Source organism: Streptomyces sp. NPDC102278, from assembly GCF_044766345.1.
Taxonomy (GTDB): Bacteria; Actinomycetota; Actinomycetes; order Streptomycetales; family Streptomycetaceae; genus Streptomyces.
On sequence record NZ_JBIWLV010000005.1, the window covers coordinates 413,237 to 432,135 of the forward strand.

At 71.0% G+C, this 18,899-nt stretch carries 14 protein-coding genes, 6 tRNA genes, 1 pseudogene and 1 CRISPR repeat array; of the genes and pseudogenes, 13 read left to right on the top strand and 8 right to left on the bottom strand.

Annotated features, from left to right (window positions below; genetic code table 11):
• Positions 1–28: 28 nt before the first annotated feature.
• Both ACIRO3_RS16615 and ACIRO3_RS16620 read right to left on the bottom strand, forming a co-directional pair.
• On the bottom strand, positions 29–295 hold the full coding sequence (locus ACIRO3_RS16615; protein WP_053680255.1) for a DUF3073 domain-containing protein: 267 nt from the start codon (positions 293–295) through the stop codon (positions 29–31).
• Between the two features lie 290 nt (positions 296–585).
• Positions 586–1,680, bottom strand: coding sequence for a Glu/Leu/Phe/Val dehydrogenase dimerization domain-containing protein (locus ACIRO3_RS16620; protein WP_361783785.1), 1,095 nt, complete (start codon positions 1,678–1,680; stop codon positions 586–588).
• Positions 1,681–1,885: 205 nt separating this feature from the next.
• Between ACIRO3_RS16620 and ACIRO3_RS16625 the strand changes: the two genes are divergently transcribed.
• A complete protein-coding gene (locus ACIRO3_RS16625) occupies positions 1,886–2,740 on the top strand; it encodes a hypothetical protein (RefSeq protein ID WP_404137095.1) in 855 nt (284 codons plus the stop codon).
• 546 nt (positions 2,741–3,286) lie between these two features.
• A complete protein-coding gene (bldC, locus tag ACIRO3_RS16630) occupies positions 3,287–3,493 on the top strand; it encodes a developmental transcriptional regulator BldC (RefSeq protein WP_003949541.1) in 207 nt (68 codons plus the stop codon).
• 737 nt (positions 3,494–4,230) lie between these two features.
• On the opposite strand, the gene ACIRO3_RS16635 is transcribed toward bldC, so the two are convergent.
• Positions 4,231–4,304: transfer RNA gene (locus ACIRO3_RS16635), tRNA-Asp, on the bottom strand.
• Positions 4,305–4,373: 69 nt separating this feature from the next.
• Positions 4,374–8,297 carry an ATP-dependent RNA helicase HrpA gene (gene hrpA, locus ACIRO3_RS16640; protein ID WP_404137098.1) on the bottom strand — a complete coding sequence of 1,308 codons (3,924 nt, stop codon included), beginning with the start codon at positions 8,295–8,297 and terminating at the stop codon, positions 4,374–4,376.
• Between the two features lie 118 nt (positions 8,298–8,415).
• On the opposite strand from hrpA, the gene ACIRO3_RS16645 reads away from it, so the two are divergent.
• From ACIRO3_RS16645 to ACIRO3_RS16655, 3 genes are all read left to right on the top strand, one after another.
• A complete protein-coding gene (locus tag ACIRO3_RS16645; protein WP_404137101.1) occupies positions 8,416–8,811 on the top strand; it encodes a hypothetical protein in 396 nt (131 codons plus the stop codon).
• A gap of 73 nt (positions 8,812–8,884) precedes the next feature.
• Positions 8,885–9,637, top strand: coding sequence for a DsbA family protein (locus ACIRO3_RS16650; RefSeq protein WP_404137104.1), 753 nt, complete (start codon positions 8,885–8,887; stop codon positions 9,635–9,637).
• Positions 9,634–10,512 carry a cytochrome c biogenesis CcdA family protein gene (locus tag ACIRO3_RS16655; protein WP_404137107.1) on the top strand — a complete coding sequence of 293 codons (879 nt, stop codon included), beginning with the start codon at positions 9,634–9,636 and terminating at the stop codon, positions 10,510–10,512. The genes ACIRO3_RS16650 and ACIRO3_RS16655 overlap by 4 nt, the downstream gene beginning before the upstream one ends.
• Before the next feature lie 40 nt (positions 10,513–10,552).
• On the opposite strand, the gene ACIRO3_RS16660 is transcribed toward ACIRO3_RS16655, so the two are convergent.
• The 3 genes from ACIRO3_RS16660 to ACIRO3_RS16670 form a co-directional block, all read right to left on the bottom strand.
• Positions 10,553–10,626, bottom strand: a tRNA-Phe gene (locus ACIRO3_RS16660).
• 22 nt (positions 10,627–10,648) lie between these two features.
• Positions 10,649–10,722: transfer RNA gene (locus tag ACIRO3_RS16665), tRNA-Asp, on the bottom strand.
• A 38-nt stretch (positions 10,723–10,760) separates the two neighbouring features.
• Positions 10,761–10,833, bottom strand: a tRNA-Glu gene (locus tag ACIRO3_RS16670).
• Between the two features lie 103 nt (positions 10,834–10,936).
• Between ACIRO3_RS16670 and ACIRO3_RS16675 the strand changes: the two genes are divergently transcribed.
• The 5 genes and pseudogenes from ACIRO3_RS16675 to ACIRO3_RS16695 form a co-directional block, all read left to right on the top strand.
• The gene (locus tag ACIRO3_RS16675; RefSeq protein ID WP_030012899.1) at positions 10,937–11,287 is read left to right on the top strand and encodes a metallopeptidase family protein; all 351 of its coding nucleotides are present in this window, start codon (positions 10,937–10,939) and stop codon (positions 11,285–11,287) included.
• Between the two features lie 4 nt (positions 11,288–11,291).
• Complete coding sequence (locus tag ACIRO3_RS16680) at positions 11,292–11,774, top strand: fluoride efflux transporter FluC (RefSeq protein WP_404137110.1); 483 nt, start codon at positions 11,292–11,294, stop codon at positions 11,772–11,774.
• On the top strand, positions 11,771–12,145 hold the full coding sequence (locus ACIRO3_RS16685; RefSeq protein ID WP_404137113.1) for a fluoride efflux transporter FluC: 375 nt from the start codon (positions 11,771–11,773) through the stop codon (positions 12,143–12,145). Before ACIRO3_RS16680 ends, ACIRO3_RS16685 begins: the two co-directional genes overlap by 4 nt.
• 91 nt (positions 12,146–12,236) lie before the next feature.
• Positions 12,237–12,830, top strand: coding sequence for a hypothetical protein (locus ACIRO3_RS16690; protein ID WP_404137116.1), 594 nt, complete (start codon positions 12,237–12,239; stop codon positions 12,828–12,830).
• A 296-nt stretch (positions 12,831–13,126) separates the two neighbouring features.
• A pseudogene (locus tag ACIRO3_RS16695) lies at positions 13,127–14,230 on the top strand (DEAD/DEAH box helicase); the annotation flags it as partial.
• 589 nt (positions 14,231–14,819) lie between these two features.
• Positions 14,820–15,132: direct repeats of the CRISPR family, unit length 28 nt; unit sequence GTGGCGGCTTCCGTCGCGACGACCGTCC.
• Between the two features lie 539 nt (positions 15,133–15,671).
• Here the strand turns inward: ACIRO3_RS16695 and ACIRO3_RS16700 are convergent.
• Positions 15,672–15,744: transfer RNA gene (locus ACIRO3_RS16700), tRNA-Lys, on the bottom strand.
• Positions 15,745–16,079: 335 nt separating this feature from the next.
• Between ACIRO3_RS16700 and ACIRO3_RS16705 the strand changes: the two genes are divergently transcribed.
• The 3 genes from ACIRO3_RS16705 (at position 16,080) to ACIRO3_RS16715 (ending at position 18,857) form a co-directional block, all read left to right on the top strand.
• A tRNA-Met gene (locus tag ACIRO3_RS16705) sits at positions 16,080–16,153 on the top strand.
• Between the two features lie 157 nt (positions 16,154–16,310).
• The gene (locus tag ACIRO3_RS16710; RefSeq protein ID WP_404137119.1) at positions 16,311–17,525 is read left to right on the top strand and encodes a PP2C family protein-serine/threonine phosphatase; all 1,215 of its coding nucleotides are present in this window, start codon (positions 16,311–16,313) and stop codon (positions 17,523–17,525) included.
• 291 nt (positions 17,526–17,816) lie between these two features.
• On the top strand, positions 17,817–18,857 hold the full coding sequence (locus ACIRO3_RS16715) for a M23 family metallopeptidase (protein ID WP_404137121.1): 1,041 nt from the start codon (positions 17,817–17,819) through the stop codon (positions 18,855–18,857).
• Positions 18,858–18,899 lie beyond the last annotated feature (42 nt).

An 18,899-nucleotide genomic window follows, 5' to 3' on the forward strand; every position in this document is an offset into this window, starting at 1 on the left:
CTTCTTGCAGGTGCCGACGTCGAGAGCGTCAAGCGCCGCGGCGCTGCGCCGAGGGACCGGACTCATCGTCCTCGTCCTCGTCGTCATCGCCGTTGTAGAGAGCCGCGTACTTGGCGTACGGGTCGTCTTCGTCATCCAGATCGTCATCGACCTCGACCGGCGCGCTGACGGGCAGCGGCTCTGTCGGCGATGCGCCCAGCTCATTGGCCAGACGCGAGAGGTCAGTCCCGCCGCTGTTGTACTTCAGCTGGCGGGCGACCTTTGTCTGCTTGGCCTTGGCCCGGCCGCGCCCCATGGCTCGACCCCCTCGGTGACGGGGCTCGACGGCCCCAGAGTCTGACACGCGTTCATGGTTCGGAGCGGGCTCTCCGTGGAGAGACCGTCCGTAGGGGTTCAACGGTACCTGCTTCAGCGGCCGTACGGTACGCCGCCCGCATCACGCGCGCCGATGCAGTACCAACGAGACACCCCGTACTCGCTGGTCAGCTGCGATTTTAACCCTTTCCTGGCGGGCGACCCGCCGAAGAGCAGTGAGTTCCGTCTCCCCTGCGCCTCCGGCGGGTCCCGAGGGGCCCTCGGAAGGGGTCAGACGGTGACGCCGCCGCGCGCGTCGGCCATCCGCTGCTCGGCGATCCGGTCGGCCGCGGCAGCCGGCGGAATCCCGTCTTCCTTCGCACGTGTGAATATGGCCAGGGTGGTGTCGAAGATCTTCGACGCCTTGGCCTTGCACCGGTCGAAGTCGAAGCCGTGGAGCTCGTCGGCGACCTGGATGACCCCGCCCGCGTTGACCACGTAGTCGGGGGCGTAGAGGATCCCGCGGTCCGCGAGGTCCTTCTCCACACCCGGGTGGGCGAGCTGGTTGTTCGCCGCGCCGCAGACGACCTTGGCGGTCAGCACCGGCACCGAGGCGTCGTTGAGCGCGCCGCCCAACGCGCACGGCGCGTAGATGTCCAGGCCCTCGGTGCGGATCAGCGAGTCCGTGTCGAAGGCGGCGGTCACCCGACCCGGGTGCCGGTCGAGGATCTCCTGCACCGACTCGCGTCGGACGTCGGTGATCACGACCTCCGCGCCGTCCTCCAGGAGGTGCTCCACCAGGTGCCGGCCGACCTTGCCGACGCCCGCGACGCCGACCTTGCGGCCGCGCAGGGTCGGGTCGCCCCACAGGTGCTGGGCGCTCGCGCGCATGCCCTGGAAGACGCCGTACGAGGTGAGGACCGAGGAGTCGCCGGCGCCGCCGTTCTCGGGGGAGCGGCCGGTCGCCCAACGGGTCTCGCGGGCCACCACATCCATGTCCGCGACGTACGTGCCGACATCGCAGGCCGTGACGTAGCGGCCGCCGAGGGACTCCACGAACCGGCCGTAGGCCAGCAGCAGTTCCTCGCTCTTGAGGAGGTCCGGGTCGCCGATGATCACGGCCTTGCCGCCGCCGTGGTCGAGGCCGGCGAGGGCGTTCTTGTACGACATGCCGCGCGCGAGGTTCAGCGCGTCGAGCACGGCCTCCCCGTCCGAGGCGTACGCGTGGAAGCGGGTACCACCGAGGGCCGGGCCCAGGGCGGTGGAGTGGATGGCGATGACAGCCTTGAGGCCGGTGGCTCGGTCCTGGCACAGCACGACTTGCTCGTGGCCGCCCTGTTCCGTGCGGAACAGGGTGTGCAGGACGCCGTCGGTCATTTCGGTCACGGTGGTGACTCCCATGGAAGAGATGCGGCGGGAAGACGCCCCCCTGCGGGTGGGGGAGGACGCGCTGGGAGCAGCGTAAGACCTGAGGGGCCCGCGCAGGCGTCCTGTCCGGGGATCGAAACACTCCCGGGTCCCCGGCGGGGCCCCGGCGACCTCGCGGGCGCCCGCCGGAGTACCGCCGGCCGACGCGGGGGAGTACGAGAGCGTGAGCGAATCCCCCGACCCCCGGCCGCCCTCCGCGCGCCCCGCCCCGACCGTTCCGTACGCCTCCTACCTGCGCGTCTACGAGCCGCTGGCGGCCTTCCCCGAACCGGAGCGCACCCACTGGGCCGACTACGCCCGGCGCGGGGACACCCCGACCGCCCAGGACGAACTGCGCAGGTCGCTCGTGGACTTGGTGCGGGTGCCCCTGGTGGCGGTCCCCCGGCACGAGAGCGCCGACGCCTTCACCACCGAGTGGGACGGGACGCTGCTGGTCTGTCCGTGGCGGACCAGGCTGCGGGGCTGGCTGGCGCTGGAGGAGCTCGTGGAGTGGTTCCCGCGCCCGGTGCTGGACGCGGCGCTGCCCCCGGCCGCCCGCCGTCGGGCGACCGAGGAGTACGAGGCCTGGCGCGCGCGGAACCCGGACGGCCGCCCGTGGATCCGGACCGGGGTCTGGCAGGTCCCGCTGCGGTGGTTCGTGCTGGTGTCCGACGAGGAACGGGAGTACCTGCCGGGCGAACGGCTGCGCTACCGCACTCCGATGGTGCAGGCCCGGCGGCGCCTTGCCCGGGGCCTGCGGACCCTGCGGGAGGCGGAGGGGTACGGCATGCTCACGGAGGGTCTGGTGGAGGTCGGCAGCTGGCTGGAGGAGTTCCACCCGCGCTCCATGGTCGAACTGGACTACGGCGGACTGACGCACACCCTGCCCGAGGCCGGGCTGGCCGACGACCGCTCGGCGCGGGACCTGGCGCGGGGGATCGCGGAGCTGCGGGCCGGGGACCGGGAGGGCGCGACCCGGACGTACGGGGAGCTGGCGGAGCGCTGGCGGGCGGTCCGGGAGAGACTGTTCGCCAATTAGGTCCCGGAGACCCCTGGCGCGCCCGCCGTGTCGCCCGTATCGTCCGATCGGCCATAAGTCGCAGATCAGAGTCTTGATCACGGTATTGGGGTCTTAGTGCCGGGACCTACGTCCCGATACGGGCCATTGGCCCAAGGGTGACGGACCGCACTATCTACACCCTTGCGCCCTTCCCCTACCCTCGTGCCAAAATAGGACAAGGAGTCCGGGGAGGGTTCCTTTCGTCCGAGTAAGGGCGGAACACTCGGTATTGCACTCTATGGGGGGTCTGACGACTCCTGATCGCGCTGTGACTGATCGTCACAGTGGGGTGACTGTCCGTTATGGGACGGTCCATCGGCTTCCGCCGCTGATGAACACCTCGGAGGGCAATTCCATCGGTTTGGCCGTCGAGGCTGGACGGATGGTGTAGTTGTAGTGCCGAGGACAAGCCGTTCGTCCTATAACCGACTCGGCCTGCGTATGTCCATTTCGGGCAACGTGGGCCAAGGTGCAGAATTTAGAGGAAAGAACCGAGATGGTTCGGTTCTCCCGAGGAGGCCGCTCATGACCGCTCGCACCCCTGATGCCGAGCCGCTGCTGACCCCGGCTGAGGTTGCCACGATGTTCCGCGTGGACCCGAAGACGGTCACCCGCTGGGCCAAGGCTGGCAAGCTCACGTCCATCCGCACCCTGGGTGGACACCGCCGTTACCGCGAGGCTGAGGTTCGCGCACTGCTCGCGGGAATTCCGCAGCAGCGCAGCGAGGCCTGAGGCTTGCAAGCAGGACCTTTTTGACGGGTCTGAATCGGGTCCCCCAATCCGATGAAACCCAAAAGCTTCAAACGGCAGGGCCTGCCCCAACAGGTTCCGCTGTTCGATCGCGCTGGACTCCGCCGGGTCCAGCGCGATCTTTTTTATGCCCGGAAGGCGGCCGAATCGCGGGTCTCCCGGGCGGGCCCGCAGGGCGGGTGCCATTGCACATATAAAATCGAGCCGACGTAGGACTGCGATAAATGTGCGAGTCTCAAAAACTCATGTGGTGACACCCGTCACAGCTGATCACTCTTGTACACCCGGCAATGCACCCCGTAAAGGGACGTGAGCGACAGGGCGCGTCATGCGGACGGGGGTTTTCGCCCCACGCGGTCACCGGTCGGCGGTTCGGGCACGAGAATGCGGCAGGACCTGGCAAGGGGCGCGGTCGCGTTGAGACGGGACTGTGACCGGTGGGGGTCCGGGGGTCGGCCGGGGCGACCGGTGGCCCGAGAAAGGCCTCCAGGGCCGCTCTGCGCGCCTCGTGGACCGCAGACGTGATCCACGGGCCTGCGACCCGCTCGCGCCCCTCAGGCCTCCGACGCGCGAACCGCCCCCGCCTCCGCCCCTGAACGACCCGCGCGCGGCGCCGACCGGCCCGCCGGCAGAGCCCGTCGGTGAAGTCCGCCGGCGCATGGACCCGTCAACGCGTCAGGGCCCGTATCCCCTGAGGGATACGGGCCCTGACGTTTCTGCGAACCTGACGGGACTTGAACCCGCGACCTCCACCTTGACAGGGTGGCGAGCTAACCAACTGCTCCACAGGTCCTTGATTCGTAGCCGCTGGGCGGTTACGAATCAGACTGTACAACAGCTCAGGGGGTGCAGTCGAACCCGATCAGGGGGCGGCCGCGTCCACCGCCTTCACGATGCGCTTGTCGGAGATCGGATACGCCGTCCCGAGCGCGTGCGCGAAGTAGCTGACGCGCAGTTCCTCGATCATCCACCGGATCTCGGTGACCGCCTCGGGCACGGGCCGCCCCTTCGGGAGCTGCTCCAACAGCCACAGGTACTCGTCCCGCATCTCGTGGACCTTCTCCATGCGCGTGGTGTCGCGCTGGACGCCCGTCGGCATCTGCTGGAGGCGCCGGTCGACCGCCACCAGGTAGCGCATCAGGTCCGGCAGCCGCTTCAGTCCGGTCAGCGTCACGAAACCGGCCGGCATCAGCGCCGCCAGCTGCGTCTTCGCGTCCTGGACGTTCGCCATCAGGGCCAGGCTGTTGGTGGCCTTCAGCCGCCGTTCGCAGGCCTGCCAGGCGGCCAGCACCTGCTGCACCTGGTCCACCGTCCGTACGGTCGTGTCCACCAGGTCGGCCCGTACCCCGTCGAAGAGCCTGCGGAAGCCGGCCTCGTCCCAGGCCGGCCCGCCGTGGACGGCGATCAGCCGGTCGGTGGCCGCCGTCGCGCAGTCCTCGAACAGCGCCTGGATGGAGCCGTGCGGATTGCGCGAGAGGGCCAGCTTCTGCTGGTTGGTGAGCTTGTCCGAGGCGAACTTCGCCGGGTTCACCGGGATGTTGAGGAGGATCAGCCGCCGGGTGCCGAGCCACATCGCCTGCCGCTGTTCGGCCTCCGTGTCGAAGAGCCGTACGGACACGCTCGTGCCCGCGTCCACCAGCGCCGGGTACGCCTTCACCGGCTGCCCCGCCCGCCGGGTCTCGAAGACCTTGCTCAGCGTCCCGATGGTCCAGTCGGTCAGCCCGGAGCGCTCGACCGACTCCCCGCCCGCCCGCTCGGCGGTCGCCGCGGCGGCCTTGGAGAGGGCCTGGCGGGCCTTCGGCTTGAGGCTCAGCCGCAGGGCCTCCAGGTCCTTGTCCTCCGCGAGGTTCTTGCGGCGCTCGTCGACGATCCGGAAGGTGATCTTCAGGTGGTCCGGGATCCGGCTCGGGTCGAAGTCGTCGGCGGTCACCGGCACTCCGACCATCCGGTGCAGCTCACGGGCCAGCGTCACGTGCAGGGGCTCCTGCATCGGGTGGGACGTGGCCAGGAAGCGCGTGGCGAAGTTCGGCGCGGGCACGTAGTGCCGGCGGATCGGCTTCGGGAGGGAACGGATCAGCTCCGTGACGACCTCTTCCCGCAGGCCCGGGATCTGCCAGTCGAAGCCCTCCTCGGTGACCTGGTTCAGCACCTGGAGCGGGATGTGGACGGTCACGCCGTCCGCGTCCGCGCCCGGCTCGAACTGGTAGGTCACCCGGAACTTCAGCGGCCCCTGGAGCCAGGAGTCCGGATAGTCGGCCTTGGTGACCCCGGCCGCCTTCTCGGTGAGCAGCATCTCGCGCTCGAAGTCGAGCAGTTCGGGCTCGTCGCGCTTCTTGTGCTTCCACCAGGAGTCGAAGTGCGCCCCGGAGACCACGTGCTCGGGGATCCGCTGGTCGTAGAAGTCGAACAGGGTCTCGTCGTCGACCACGATGTCGCGGCGCCGCGCCCGGTTCTCCAGCTCCTCCACCTCGGTGAGGAGCTTTCGGTTGTCGGCGTAGAACTTGTGGTGCGTACGCCAGTCGCCCTCGACCAGGGCGTTGCGAATGAACAGCTCGCGCGAGACCTCGGCGTCGATCCGGCCGTAGTTGATCTTCCGTTGGGCGACGATCGGCACGCCGTACAGCGTGACCTTCTCGTACGCCATCACGGCAGCCTGGTCCTTCTCCCAGTGCGGCTCGCTGTAGGTGCGCTTGATCAGGTGCTGCGCCAGCGGCTCCACCCACTCGGGTTCCACCTTGGCGTTCACCCGCGCCCACAGCCGCGAGGTCTCCACCAGTTCCGCCGACATCAGGAACTTGGGCTGCTTCTTGAAGAGCGAGGAGCCGGGGAAGATCGCGAACTTGGCCGACCGCGCGCCGAGGTACTCGTTCTTGTCGGTGTCCTTCAGGCCGATGTGCGACAGCAGGCCCGCCAGCAGCGAGATGTGCACGTGCTGCTCGGGGGCGTCCGCCTCGTTGACGTGGATCCCCATCGTCCGGGCGACCGTGCGCAGCTGCGAGTAGATGTCCTGCCACTCGCGGATCCGCAGGAAGTTCAGGTACTCCTGCTTGCACATCCGGCGGAACGAGGACGAGCCGCGCTCCTTCTGCTGCTCGCGCACGTAGCGCCACATGTTCAGGAACGAGAGGAAGTCGCTGGTCTCGTCCTTGAAGCGGGCGTGGTTCTGGTCCGCCTGCGTCTGCTTGTCCGAGGGCCGCTCGCGCGGGTCCTGGATGGACAGCGCCGCCGCGATGACCATGACCTCGCGGACACAGTTGTTCTTGTCCGCCTCCACCACCATGCGCGCCAGCCGCGGGTCCACCGGGAGCTGGGAGAGCTGGCGGCCCATCGGCGTGAGCCGCTTGTTGTGGTCCTTCTCGGCCGGGTCGAGGGCGCCGAGCTCCTGGAGGAGCTGCACCCCGTCGCGGATGTTGCGGTGGTCCGGCGGGTCGATGAAGGGGAACTTCTCGATCTCGCCGAGACCGGCGGCGGTCATCTGGAGGATGACCGAGGCCAGGTTGGTGCGCAGGATCTCCGCGTCCGTGAACTCCGGACGCGTGAGGAAGTCGTCCTCCGAGTACAACCGCACGCAGATGCCGTCGCTCGTACGGCCGCACCGGCCCTTGCGCTGGTTGGCGCTTGCCTGCGAGATCCGCTCGATGGGCAGCCGCTGCACCTTGGTGCGGTGGCTGTAGCGGGAGATCCGGGCGGTGCCCGGGTCGATCACGTACTTGATGCCCGGGACGGTCAGCGAGGTCTCGGCGACGTTCGTCGCGAGAACGATCCGGCGCCCCGTGTGCTGCTGGAAGACCCGGTGCTGCTCGGCGTGCGAGAGGCGGGCGTAGAGCGGCAGCACTTCCGTGAACCGCAGATTTCGCTTGTTCAGGGCGTCCGCCGTGTCGCGGATCTCCCGTTCCCCGGAGAGGAAGACCAGGATGTCGCCCGGCCCCTCCGACTGGAGCTCGTCCACGGCCTCGCAGATCGCCGTGATCTGGTCCCGGTCGGAGTCGTCGCCCTCCTCCTCCAGGAGCGGGCGGTAGCGGACCTCCACCGGGTACGTCCGCCCGCTGACCTCGACGATCGGCGCGTCCCCGAAGTGGCGGGAGAACCGCTGCGGGTCGATGGTCGCCGAGGTGATGACGACCTTGAGGTCGGGGCGCTTGGGCAGCAGCGTGGCCAGGTACCCGAGCAGGAAGTCGATGTTCAGCGACCGCTCGTGGGCCTCGTCGATGATGATCGTGTCGTAGGCGCGCAGCTCGCGGTCCGTCTGGATCTCCGCGAGGAGGATGCCGTCCGTCATCAGCTTGACGAAGGTCGAGTCCTGGTCCACCTGGTCGGTGAAACGGACCTTCCAACCGACGGTCTGCCCGATCTCGGACTTCAGCTCCTCCGCGATCCGCTCCGCGACCGTACGGGCGGCGATCCGGCGGGGCTGGGTGTGCCCGATCATGCCCCGGACACCACGACCCAGCTCCATGCAGATCTTGGGGATCTGCGTGGTCTTTCCGGAACCGGTCTCGCCGGCGACGATCACGACCTGGTGGTCGCGTATCGCCTCTGCGATCTCGTCCTTCTTCTGGCTGACGGGAAGGTTTTCGGGATACGTGATCTCCGGCTTGCGCGAGGCACGGCCGGCCAGACGCGCGGCGGCCTTCTCGGCCTCCGCGGCGATCTCGTCGAGCACGGCCTGCTTGGCCTCGGGCTTGCGGATGCGGCGGGCGCCTTCGAGGCGGCGGCCGAGGCGGTGCGCGTCGCGGAGGGAGATCTCACCGAGAAGCGTCTGCAGGGCGGCGAAGGAAGTAGACATACCTGGTCGAGGATCTCACCCGGGAGTGCCGGGTGGCGAACGCATTTGTGCCCCCTCCCCGTACCATTTCGGGACGAGACCGGCTGAACCCGCCCGCCGTACGAGTGAGAGGCCCGCCATGTTCCGCGCCCGGGGAGTGTGGTGCCTGCTGGGCGGCCTCCTCGCGGTGCTGCTCGCCGGGGTCCCACAGACGGCGGCCCGGGGCGGCCCCGCGAAGGCCGTCGCCGCGGCGACCCCCTTCGCGCCGGCGGTCACCTCCGTGCCGCCCGCCACGACCCCGCCCGCCGCCTCGGTGGGTGCCGGGCAGGGGCCGACCTGCGCTCCCGGTGGCGGGGACCACGGCAGGATCCCCGCGGTGCCGCCCCGCTGCGGCGACCCGCAGCACTGCGCCCCGGCCGCCCGGGTCGCGGCGGAGCAGCCGGCGGGCTGCCGGACGATGCCCGTACGGATCCTCGTACGCGGGCCCGACCGGCCGACGCCGGGCCCCGTGGAGCTGTCGGTGATGCGGGTCTAGGAGGACCGGCCGTTTCCGCCGGTCCGCCCGCCCGTCCACCCGCACCCGCATCCCGCAGCCCTGGAGCACCCGCATGTCCCCTTCCCCCTCCCCTTCTTCCTCCTCTTCCTCCGGCAAGCCGTCCCCGCACCGGCACCTGCTGATCGCGGCCGGGGTCGCGATCGCCGCCGTCACCCTCGGCGTGGTCTCCTGGCAGGCCACCGCACCCGCGGAGCGGCCGGGCGGCGACGCCTCCTCCGCCTCCGCCCGCCCCGCCCCGCAGGCCGATCCCGAACTGCTGGGGCTCGCCCGCCGCGACGCCGGCGACAAACTCGCCGTCGGCCGCGCCGACGCGCCCGTCGTACTGATCGAGTACTCCGACTTCAAGTGCGGCTACTGCGGCAAGTTCGCCCGGGACACCGAACCCGAACTGGTGAAGAAGTACGTGGAGGCCGGCGCCCTGCGCATCGAGTGGCGCAACTTCCCGATCTTCGGCGCGGAGTCCGAGGCCGCCGCCAAGGCCGCCTGGGCGGCGGGCCGACAGGACCGCTTCGAGCGGTTCCACGCGGCCGCCTACGCCGAGGGAGCCAAGGAGAAGGGCTTCGGCGAGGCCCGACTGGTCGAGCTGGCCCGCGATGCCGGGGTGCCCGACCTGGAGCGCTTCAAGCGGGACATGGCCGGCGAGGAGGCCGCCGCGGCGCTGCGCGCGGACCAGCAGGAGGGCTACCGCATCGGCGTCACCTCCACCCCCTCCTTCCTGGTCAACGGGCAGCCCCTGGCCGGCGCGCAGCCCCTGGACGCCTTCGAGGCGGCCATCGCCCGGGCCGAGGCGGCGGCGAAGAAGTGACCGACATCGGATACCTGGCCGCCCTGCTGGGCGGCCTCCTCGCGCTGCTCAGCCCGTGCAGCGCGCTGCTGCTGCCCGCCTTCTTCGCGTACTCGATCGACTCCACGTCCCGGCTGCTGGCCCGCACCGGGATCTTCTACGCGGGCCTCGCGAGCACCCTCGTACCGCTGGGCGCGGCCGGCTCGTACGCGGGCCGGTTCTTCCACGGCAACCGCGAGACCCTCGTCCTGGTCGGCGGCTGGCTGATCATCGCGCTCGGGATCGCGCAGATCCTGGGCCTGGGCTTCGCCTCCCGGCGGATCGCGGAGATCTCCGGACGGATCCGGCCGACCACCGCGTTGTCGGTGTACGCGCTCGGCGCGGTCTACGGCCTGGCCGGCTTCTGCGCCGGCCCGATCCTCGGCAGCGTGCTGACCGTGGCCGCCGTCAGCGGCAGCCCGGTCTACGGCGGCCTGCTGCTGGCCGTCTACGCCCTCGGGATGGCCGCGCCGCTGTTCCTGTTGGCCCTGCTGTGGGAGCGCTTCGAGCTGGGCCGCAAGCGCTGGCTGCGCGGCCGGACCATCCGGGTGGGCCGGCTCGGGCTGCACACCACCTCGGTGCTGTCGGGGCTGTTCTTCATCACCCTGGGCGCGCTGTTCCTGATCTACGACGGGGCGAGCGCGCTGCCCGGACTGCTGGACGTGGACGACTCGTTCGCGGTGGAACAGCGGGTCCGCTCGATCGCCGACGCGGTACCGGACGGGGCGCTGCTCGGGCTGGTCGTCGCCGCCGCGGGGGCGGTCGCCCTCACGCAGTGGCGCCGCACGGTCCGGAGCGGGAAGGAAGCGGAGGGCGCGGAGGACGTGAAGGACCTGGAGGTCGTGAAGGAGGACTGACGCAAGAAGGCCCCGTCCGAGGACGGGGCCTTCTTTCTTGTGGCTGGGGCCGGGGTCGAACCGGCGACCTATCGCTTTTCAGGCGATCGCTCGTACCAACTGAGCTACCCAGCCACGAAACTCTTACGAGCTTCAGCGAACCTGACGGGACTTGAACCCGCGACCTCCACCTTGACAGGGTGGCGAGCTAACCAACTGCTCCACAGGTCCTTGCAATGTGCGAGACAAGTCTCGCACACGGTTTTGCGTACCCCCAACGGGATTCGAACCCGTGCTACCGCCTTGAAAGGGCGGCGTCCTGGGCCACTAGACGATGAGGGCTAAAGGCCCGCCGGGCACTTTGCAGCGCGTCGGGGACGTGAGAAGCATATGGGATCCGGGGAGGTATCGCCAAAACGGTTTCCCCCGGAGCGACAATGACGGGGTGCTGGAGATGACGCGCGAGGAGTTCGAAGAGCTCGTCGCAGAGGCCTTGGACCGGATTCCGCCGGAGCTCACGCGGCTGATGGACAACGTGGCGGTCTTCGTCGAGGACGAGCCGCCCGCAGACGATCCGGAGCTCCTCGGGCTCTACGAGGGGACCCCGCTCACCGACCGCGGCGAGTGGTACGCCGGGGTGCTGCCCGACAGGATCACGATCTACCGCAACCCCACGTTGCGGATGTGCGAGGACCGGGAGAGCGTGGTCGCGGAGACGGAGGTCACCGTGGTCCACGAGATCGCCCACCACTTCGGGATCGACGACGAGCGGCTGCACGCCCTGGGCTACGGGTGAGCCGGTGACCGGTGGCGGCGAGGACGCCGCGTCGATCGACCCCGACGCCGATCCCCCCGCACGGCCGGGTGAGGCCGTCGAACCGCGGGCGCGGGTGCTCGCGGCCATCGCGGTCGGCGGCGCGATCGGCGCCTCGGCACGGTACGGGGCGGCCCTGCTGTGGCCGACGGCCCCCGGAGCCTTTCCCTGGGACACCTTCGGGGTCAACGTCGTGGGCTGCTCGCTGATCGGCGTGCTGATGGCGGCCGTCGCCGAGGAGGGCCGCACCTCGCCGCATCCGCTCCTGCGGCCCTTCCTGGGTGTCGGCGTGCTCGGCGGGTTCACCACCTTCTCCACCTACGCGCTGGAGTTCTCCGGGCTGCTCGACGAGGGCCTGCCGGCGATCGCGCTGACGTACGCCGGGCTGACGGTGGTCGCCGCACTGGCGGCGGTCTGGGCCGGGGCGGCGGTGACCCGGGCGGCGCTGCGCGACGGGGGGCGGACGTGAACTGGCTGCTGGTGGTGGCCGGCGCGATGGTCGGGGCGCCGCTGCGGTACCTGACGGACCGGGCCGTGCGCGGCCGCCACGACTCGCTCTTCCCCTGGGGCACTTTCGTGGTGAACACAGCCGCCTGCCTGGTGTTGGGGGCGCTGACCGGGGCGGTGCTGGCCGGGGCGGCCTCCTCGCGGGTCGGCCTGCTGCTCGGCACCGGGCTGTGCGGGGCGCTCAGCACGTACTCGACGTTCTCGTACGAGACCCTGCGACTCGTCGAGCGTGGGGCCCGGTTCCTGGCCGCGGCGAACGTCCTGGCGTCGGTGCTGGTGGGGCTGGGCGCCGTGCGTCTGGGCTCGCAGGTGGCCGGCCGGCTCTTCGGCTGAGGGCGTGTCTCTTACGGGGCACGGGGAGTTGGGCACATTGACCCGCTCATGCGGAACGCCCCGCAGCTTCCCGTCCCGGAGGTGCCACCCCGTGCGCCAGTTGTCCGCTTCCCTCCGACTGGCCGTCACCGCGCTCGCGCTGGCGGCATCGGCAGGCTGCATGAGCGTCGGCGAGGACGCCGCGAAACCCGGCCCCTCCGCGTCGGCGGGCGCCAAGGACGCCGCCACCTCCGCCGGGGGCACCGTCTCCGGGCGGGGCTCCGGCGTCCACGGCAACGGCCACGGCGGGAAGGACGGTACGGGGACCACCCCGGACGGCAAGGCCGGCGAGCCCGGCAAGGCCTCCGGCGCGACCGGGGCCTCGCCCAGTCCGGGAGCCCCCGCCAAGCCGGGCGCTCCCTCGCCGTCGGCCGGACCGGGTGGCGGTGCGGGCGGCCAGGGGCCGCGGCCGGCGACGGGCGGAGGCTCCGCCGCCGGTGGCGCCGCCGGTTCCGGTGGTTCGGGTTCCGCCGGTACGGGCTCGGGCTCGGGGTCGGGTTCCGGCGGGGGCGCTGCCGCCGGCGGATCCGGAGGGTCGAATCCCACTCCGCCTGTGGTGGAACCCACTCCCGAACCGCCTGTGACGGAGCCCACCCCGGAGCCCACGCCGCCTCAACCGGAGCCCAGTCCGCCGGTCGTCGGGTAGTCGTATCGGGGAGGTTCGTCGGCGGTTGTCCGGCTCTGTCCTCCGGGGATCTTCGCAGGTCAGAGGCCTCTTGGGGGGAACGACTTGCCAGACCCCCAGGAGGGTGCGTATGGTTATAGATCGTTTGATCCCATTGCCCGGCGCCGAATCCGAAGAGCGCCGTGTGGCGCGTACTCCCTAGCCGTGGCTGACCGCATTGAGGCGGTCGATTTGCGATTCACGGAGTTTGGGCGCGTGCCGAGACTCCGGAAGGTTTCGCATTTCGCATGTCCATTTCCAGTTCTGACCGCACCGTCATGCCCGAGAACGACTCGAACGAGATCGTCACCGCCGAGACCCTTGCGGTCACCGAGGCCATCGAGGCCGCTGAGGCGAACGAGATCATCGAGGCTCTTGAGGCCGAGGTGACCGACCAGTCCATCGACGAGGCCGACGAGGCCGACGCCGAACCCACCATCACCTTCAGCGACCTCGGTCTGCCGGACGGCATCGTCCGCAAGCTCGCCCAGAACGGTGTCACGAGCCCCTTCCCGATCCAGGCCGCGACCATCCCGGACGCCCTGGCCGGCAAGGACATCCTCGGCCGAGGCCGCACCGGCTCCGGCAAGACCCTCTCCTTCGGTCTGCCGACCCTGGCCTCCCTGGCCGGCGGTCACACCGAGAAGAAGAAGCCCCGCGCGATCATCCTCACGCCGACGCGTGAGCTCGCGATGCAGGTCGCGGACGCCCTCCAGCCCTACGGCGACGTGCTCGGCCTCAAGATGAAGGTCGTCTGCGGCGGTACCTCCATGAGCAACCAGATCTTCGCTCTGGAGCGCGGTGTCGACGTCCTCGTCGCCACCCCCGGCCGGCTGCGCGACATCATCAACCGCGGCGCCTGCTCCCTGGCGAACGTCCAGGTCGCGGTCCTCGACGAGGCCGACCAGATGGCCGACCTGGGCTTCCTGCCCGAGGTCACCGAGCTGCTCGACCAGATCCCCGGCGGCGGCCAGCGCATGCTCTTCTCCGCCACCATGGAGAACGAGATCGGCACCCTGGTCAAGCGCTACCTGACGAACCCCGTCACGCACGAGGTCGACAGCGCGCAGGGCAACGTCACGACCATGACCCACCACGTCCTCGTCGTGAAGCCGAAGGACAAGGCGCCCGTCACGGCCGCGATCGCCGCCCGCAAGGGCCGCACGATCATCTTCGTCCGCACCCAGCTGGGCGCCGACCGCATCGCCGAGCAGCTCATCGAGGCCGGCGTGAAGGCCGACGCGCTGCACGGCGGCATGACGCAGGGCGCCCGTACCCGCGTCCTCGCCGACTTCAAGGACGGCTACGTCAACGCGCTCGTCGCCACCGACGTCGCCGCCCGCGGCATCCACGTCGACGGCATCGACCTGGTCCTGAACGTGGACCCGGCCGGCGACCACAAGGACTACCTGCACCGCTCGGGCCGCACCGCCCGCGCCGGCAAGTCCGGTGTCGTCGTGTCGCTGGCGCTTCCGCACCAGCGTCGCCAGATCTTCCGCCTGATGGAGGACGCGGGCGTCGACGCCTCGCGCCACATCGTCCAGGGCGTCGGCGCCTTCGACCCCGAGGTCGCCGAGATCACCGGCGCGCGTTCGCTGACGCAGGTTCAGGCCGACTCCGCGAACAACGCCGCCAAGCAGGCCGAGCGTGAGGTCGCCGACCTCACCAAGCAGCTGGAGCGCCTGACCCGCCGCGCCGGCGAGCTGCGCGAGGAGGCCGACCGCCTCGTCGCCCGCTCCGCCCGCGAGCGTGGCGAGGACCCGGACGCCGCTGTCGCCGAGGTGGTCGAGGCCGCCGAGGCCGAGGTCGCGGCCGCCGTGGCCGAGCCCGTCGTCCAGGAGCGCACCTTCGAGCGTCGTGACGACCGCGGCAACTTCGAGCGCCGTGACAACCGTCGCGACGACCGCGGTGACCGCGGTGGCGACCGTGGCGGTTTCCGCTCCGGTGGCGACCGTCGTGACGACAACCGCGGTGGCGGCTTCCGCTCCGGTGGCGACCGTCCGTCCGGTGGCTTCCGTTCCGGTGGCGACCGTCGTGACGACAACCGTGGTGGCGGCTTCCGTCGCGACGACCGTCCCTCCGGTGGTTTCAACCGTGACGACCGCGGTGGCGACCGTGGCGGCTTCCGTCGCGACGACCGTCCCTCCGGTGGCTTCCGTTCCGGTGGCGACCGTCGTGACGACAACCGTGGTGGCGGCTTCCGTCGCGACGACCGTCCGACCGGTGGTTTCAACCGTGACGACCGCGGCGGTGACCGTGGCGGCTTCCGTCGCGACGACCGTCCGACCGGTGGTTTCAACCGTGACGACCGCGGTGGCGACCGTGGCGGCTTCCGCTCCGGTGGCGACCGTCCGTCCGGTGGCTTCCGCTCCGGCGGTGACCGTCCGTCCGGTGGCTTCCGCTCCGGTGGCGCCGGCGACCGCCCCTACGGCCGTCGTGACGACAACCGCCCCTCCGGCTCCGGTTCGACCGGGTCGACCGGTTCCTTCGGTGGCCGTCGTGACGACAAGCCGCGCTGGAAGCGCAACGGCTGACGTCTGAGCGTCAACTGACACGGGCTCGGCCCCCACGGCACTCCGGTGCGGTGGGGGCCGAGCCCGTTCGCGTGAGAGGGGTGCCGCGGGGGGCGTGCAGGGCCGTACAGAGCCGTACAGGGCCGCGCGCCACGCCCCCGGCCCCCCCCGGCCCGGGGGCGGATGGTTCGGCATCGGAACGCGCCAACTGCGCCCGGAGGCACCCGGAAACGACGGAGCGCCCCGCCTGGCCGAAACCAGACGGGGCGCCCTGTGCCAGGTCGGGGGCGAGGCCCCGGACCGCGAGCTGTAGGCCATGTCGGACTCGAACCGACAACCAACGGATTAAAAGTCCGCTGCTCTGCCAATTGAGCTAATGGCCCTCGGCGTGCTCACCCCAGAGCATAGCCGCAGAGGGGCGCGAGGCCGATCGGGTATCGACCGGAGCGCCCCGGCGGTTTCCCGCCACCGATGGTCGGAGCCCCGCGATCGCGCGCGGACGCCGCGGATTCGCCGGGCTCCGGGCCCCCGTGAGGGGCCGTCCGGTCGGCGTGGCGCGCGCCCGTCACCGGCGGGGCGGGCCCGCGCGAGGGCCTCAGTCGGCCGTCCCGAATCCGTTCTTAGGGCCGCTGACCTGCGGTGATGATGTTCCGTGAGGTCCTCGGGGGGTTAATTGGCGGGGACTGTCCCCCACATGACGTAGAGTTGTGTTTACCGACGCGGGGTGGAGCAGCTCGGTAGCTCGCTGGGCTCATAACCCAGAGGTCGTAGGTTCAAATCCTGCCCCCGCTACTCAGTACGAAGGCCCGGTCCCCTCAGGGGGACCGGGCCTTCGTCGTTCCCGCCCCCCGCTCGCTTCCACGCCCCGCTCGCGCCTTGGTCACCCGTACGGCCCCGGCCGGGTCGCCCGCCGACACCGCCGACGCCAGCCTTGAGGGGCGATGCGGCGGTGGCCCGCACCCGTGCGAGGGACCGGGCGGCAGGAGACAGCGTGGTGGGGCTGGGCCGGCAGGGCGACGACGGACGCGCGACCGGTGGCGGACGGGTGTCCCGGCTGGTGGTCCGGGTGTTGCCGGCGATCCTGATCGTCCTGGGGTTCGTCTTCGACCTGCTGACACCGCCGAGCTTCACCGGTTCCCCCTTCTTCTCTGCGGCCCCGCTGATCGCGGCCCCGCTGTTCTCCTTGCGCACGACGTTCCTGACGGGTCTGGCCGCCTCCCTCGCGGTCGTCGTCCTGCACCTCCACAACGGCACCAGTTGGCGGGCCGAGTCGATGACCGAGCTGGCGACCGTGGTCACCGTCGCCGGGCTGGCGCTCCTGATCAACCGCGTCGTGCTGCGCAGCGGCAAGGAACTCGCCTCGGCGCGCGGGATCGCCGAGGCCGCCCAGCGGGCCGTGCTGCCGACGCCCGCGGATCGGATCGGGGGGCTGCACGTCGCGGCCTCGTACGAGGCCGCGCAGGCGGACGCCTTCATCGGCGGGGACCTGTACGCCGTCCAGGAGACGCCGTACGGGGTGCGGCTGGTGGTCGGTGACGTGCGCGGCAAGGGGCTGGGCGCGGTGGAGGCGGTCGCGGTGGTGCTGGGGGCCTTCCGGGAGGCGGCGGAGTACGAGCCGACGCTGGGGGCGCTCGCACAGCGGCTGGAACGCGCGCTGGCCCGGGAGGGGACCCGGCGCGACAGCCTGGACGCGGTGGAGGGGTTCACGACGTGCGTGCTCGGCGAGGTCCCCAAGGGTTCGGCGGTGCTCAGGCTCGTCAACCGGGGCCACCCCGAGCCGTTGCTGCTGCATCCCGACGGGGAACTGGTGGTGCTCGCACCGGCCGTGCGGGCACTGCCGCTGGGCATGGGCCTGGGGGCGGCCCCGCCCGACCGGGTCGACGAGTGGCCGTTTCCCCGGGGCGGCACGCTGCTGCTGTACACGGACGGGCTGTCGGAGGCACGGGACGCCGCCGGGAGGTTCTACGACCCGGCGGGCCGGCTGCGGGGGAGGGTCTTCCCCGGGCCGGAGGAACTGCTCAGCGCGCTCAACAGTGACGTGCGCCGGTACACGGGCGGCGGGGCGACGGACGACATGGCGCTGCTGGCGGTCGGCCGCCCGGCGCGGGGGCAGCCGGAGCGTCGCCGGACGGTGCCGGTGGTCAGCCGGGAGGACCCGACGTGACGGTGCGTGCGCGAACCGGAGCACCCCGTTAAACAGTTGACGGATCGTCACTTTGCCACTGTGGCTGAAGTGGTGAGGGTACCCGCTGATTTTTGCCCGGGTTGATCACTATCAGGGTAAATGTCCAGGCCAAGGCTGTTCAGACAGTGGCCGATTGGCGTTAACGATCAATCGCAACAGCTTGGAATCACTCCCCCGCGTCTATTACCGTTCGATAACGCAGCGCGGTCGTCCCAGCCGTCGCAAGAGACGGCGCCGCGCGCGTTCCCCTGCTTTGAGGAGTGTGCCCCCGTGGCCTCCAACTCGCCTGCCCACGACGGCGTCGACATCCAGGAGACGCCCACGGCGGGCGCCTGGGGCGAGTGGAACCCGACCGAGGACTCGGCCCGACCGCTCCGCGGCAAGCACCGCGTCCTCAAGCCGCGCGGCGGACTGGCCCGCAGCTCGACCGTGCTCGGTGTCGGCGTCATCGCCGCCGTCGGCGCGGGCGGCATAGCCACCGCGCAGGACCGCCCCCAAGTGGCCATCACCATGCCCTCGTTCCCCGACCTGATGGGCGACGACGACCACGCCTCCGGCGCCGCGGACGAGATCGTGCGGGACGCGCGGACCGCGAGCATCCCGCAACAGGTCGGCGGAGGGGAACGGTCCCCGGGCCAGGCCGACGCCGGCGAGGCCCTGCTGAACCGCCTGCTGCTCCAGGCCGAGACGCGGGCGCACGACGACGACGCCCGACTCAGGGCGGACGCCGAGCGCGCCGCGCAGGAAACCGCCGCCCAGGAGGCCAAGGCCCAACGGGAGGCGGCCGAGAAGGCGGCCGCCGAGAAGGCGGAGCAGGCCGCGAAGGCCGAGGAGGCCCGGGCGGCGGCCGAGAAGGTGGCCGCCGAAGCCGCCGCCGCGGCCAAGGCCGCGGCGGAACGCCCGGCGAGGGCGTCCGGCAACTTCGTCCTGCCGACCTCCGCCTACACGCTCACCTCGCACTACGGCGACTCCGGCTCCATGTGGTCCTCCGGCCACCACACGGGCCTCGACTTCGCGGCCCCGACCGGCACCCCGGTCAAGGCCGTGGGCAGCGGGAAGATCACCTCGGCCGGCTATTCCGGGGCGTACGGCTACCGGATCGTGCTCCAGCTCGATGACGGCACCGAGATCTGGTACTGCCACCTGTCCTCGATGTCGGTGACCTCCGGGGCCGTGGGCGCGGGCGACACCATCGGCCGCGTCGGCGCCACCGGCAACGTCACCGGCGCCCACCTCCACCTGGAGGTCCGCGAGGGCGGCTCCACGCTGGACCCGCTCGCGTGGCTGAACTCCAAGGGCCTCAACGTCTGACCCGGCCCGAGGGGCCCCGGGCCCCGGCCACCGAAGGCCCCC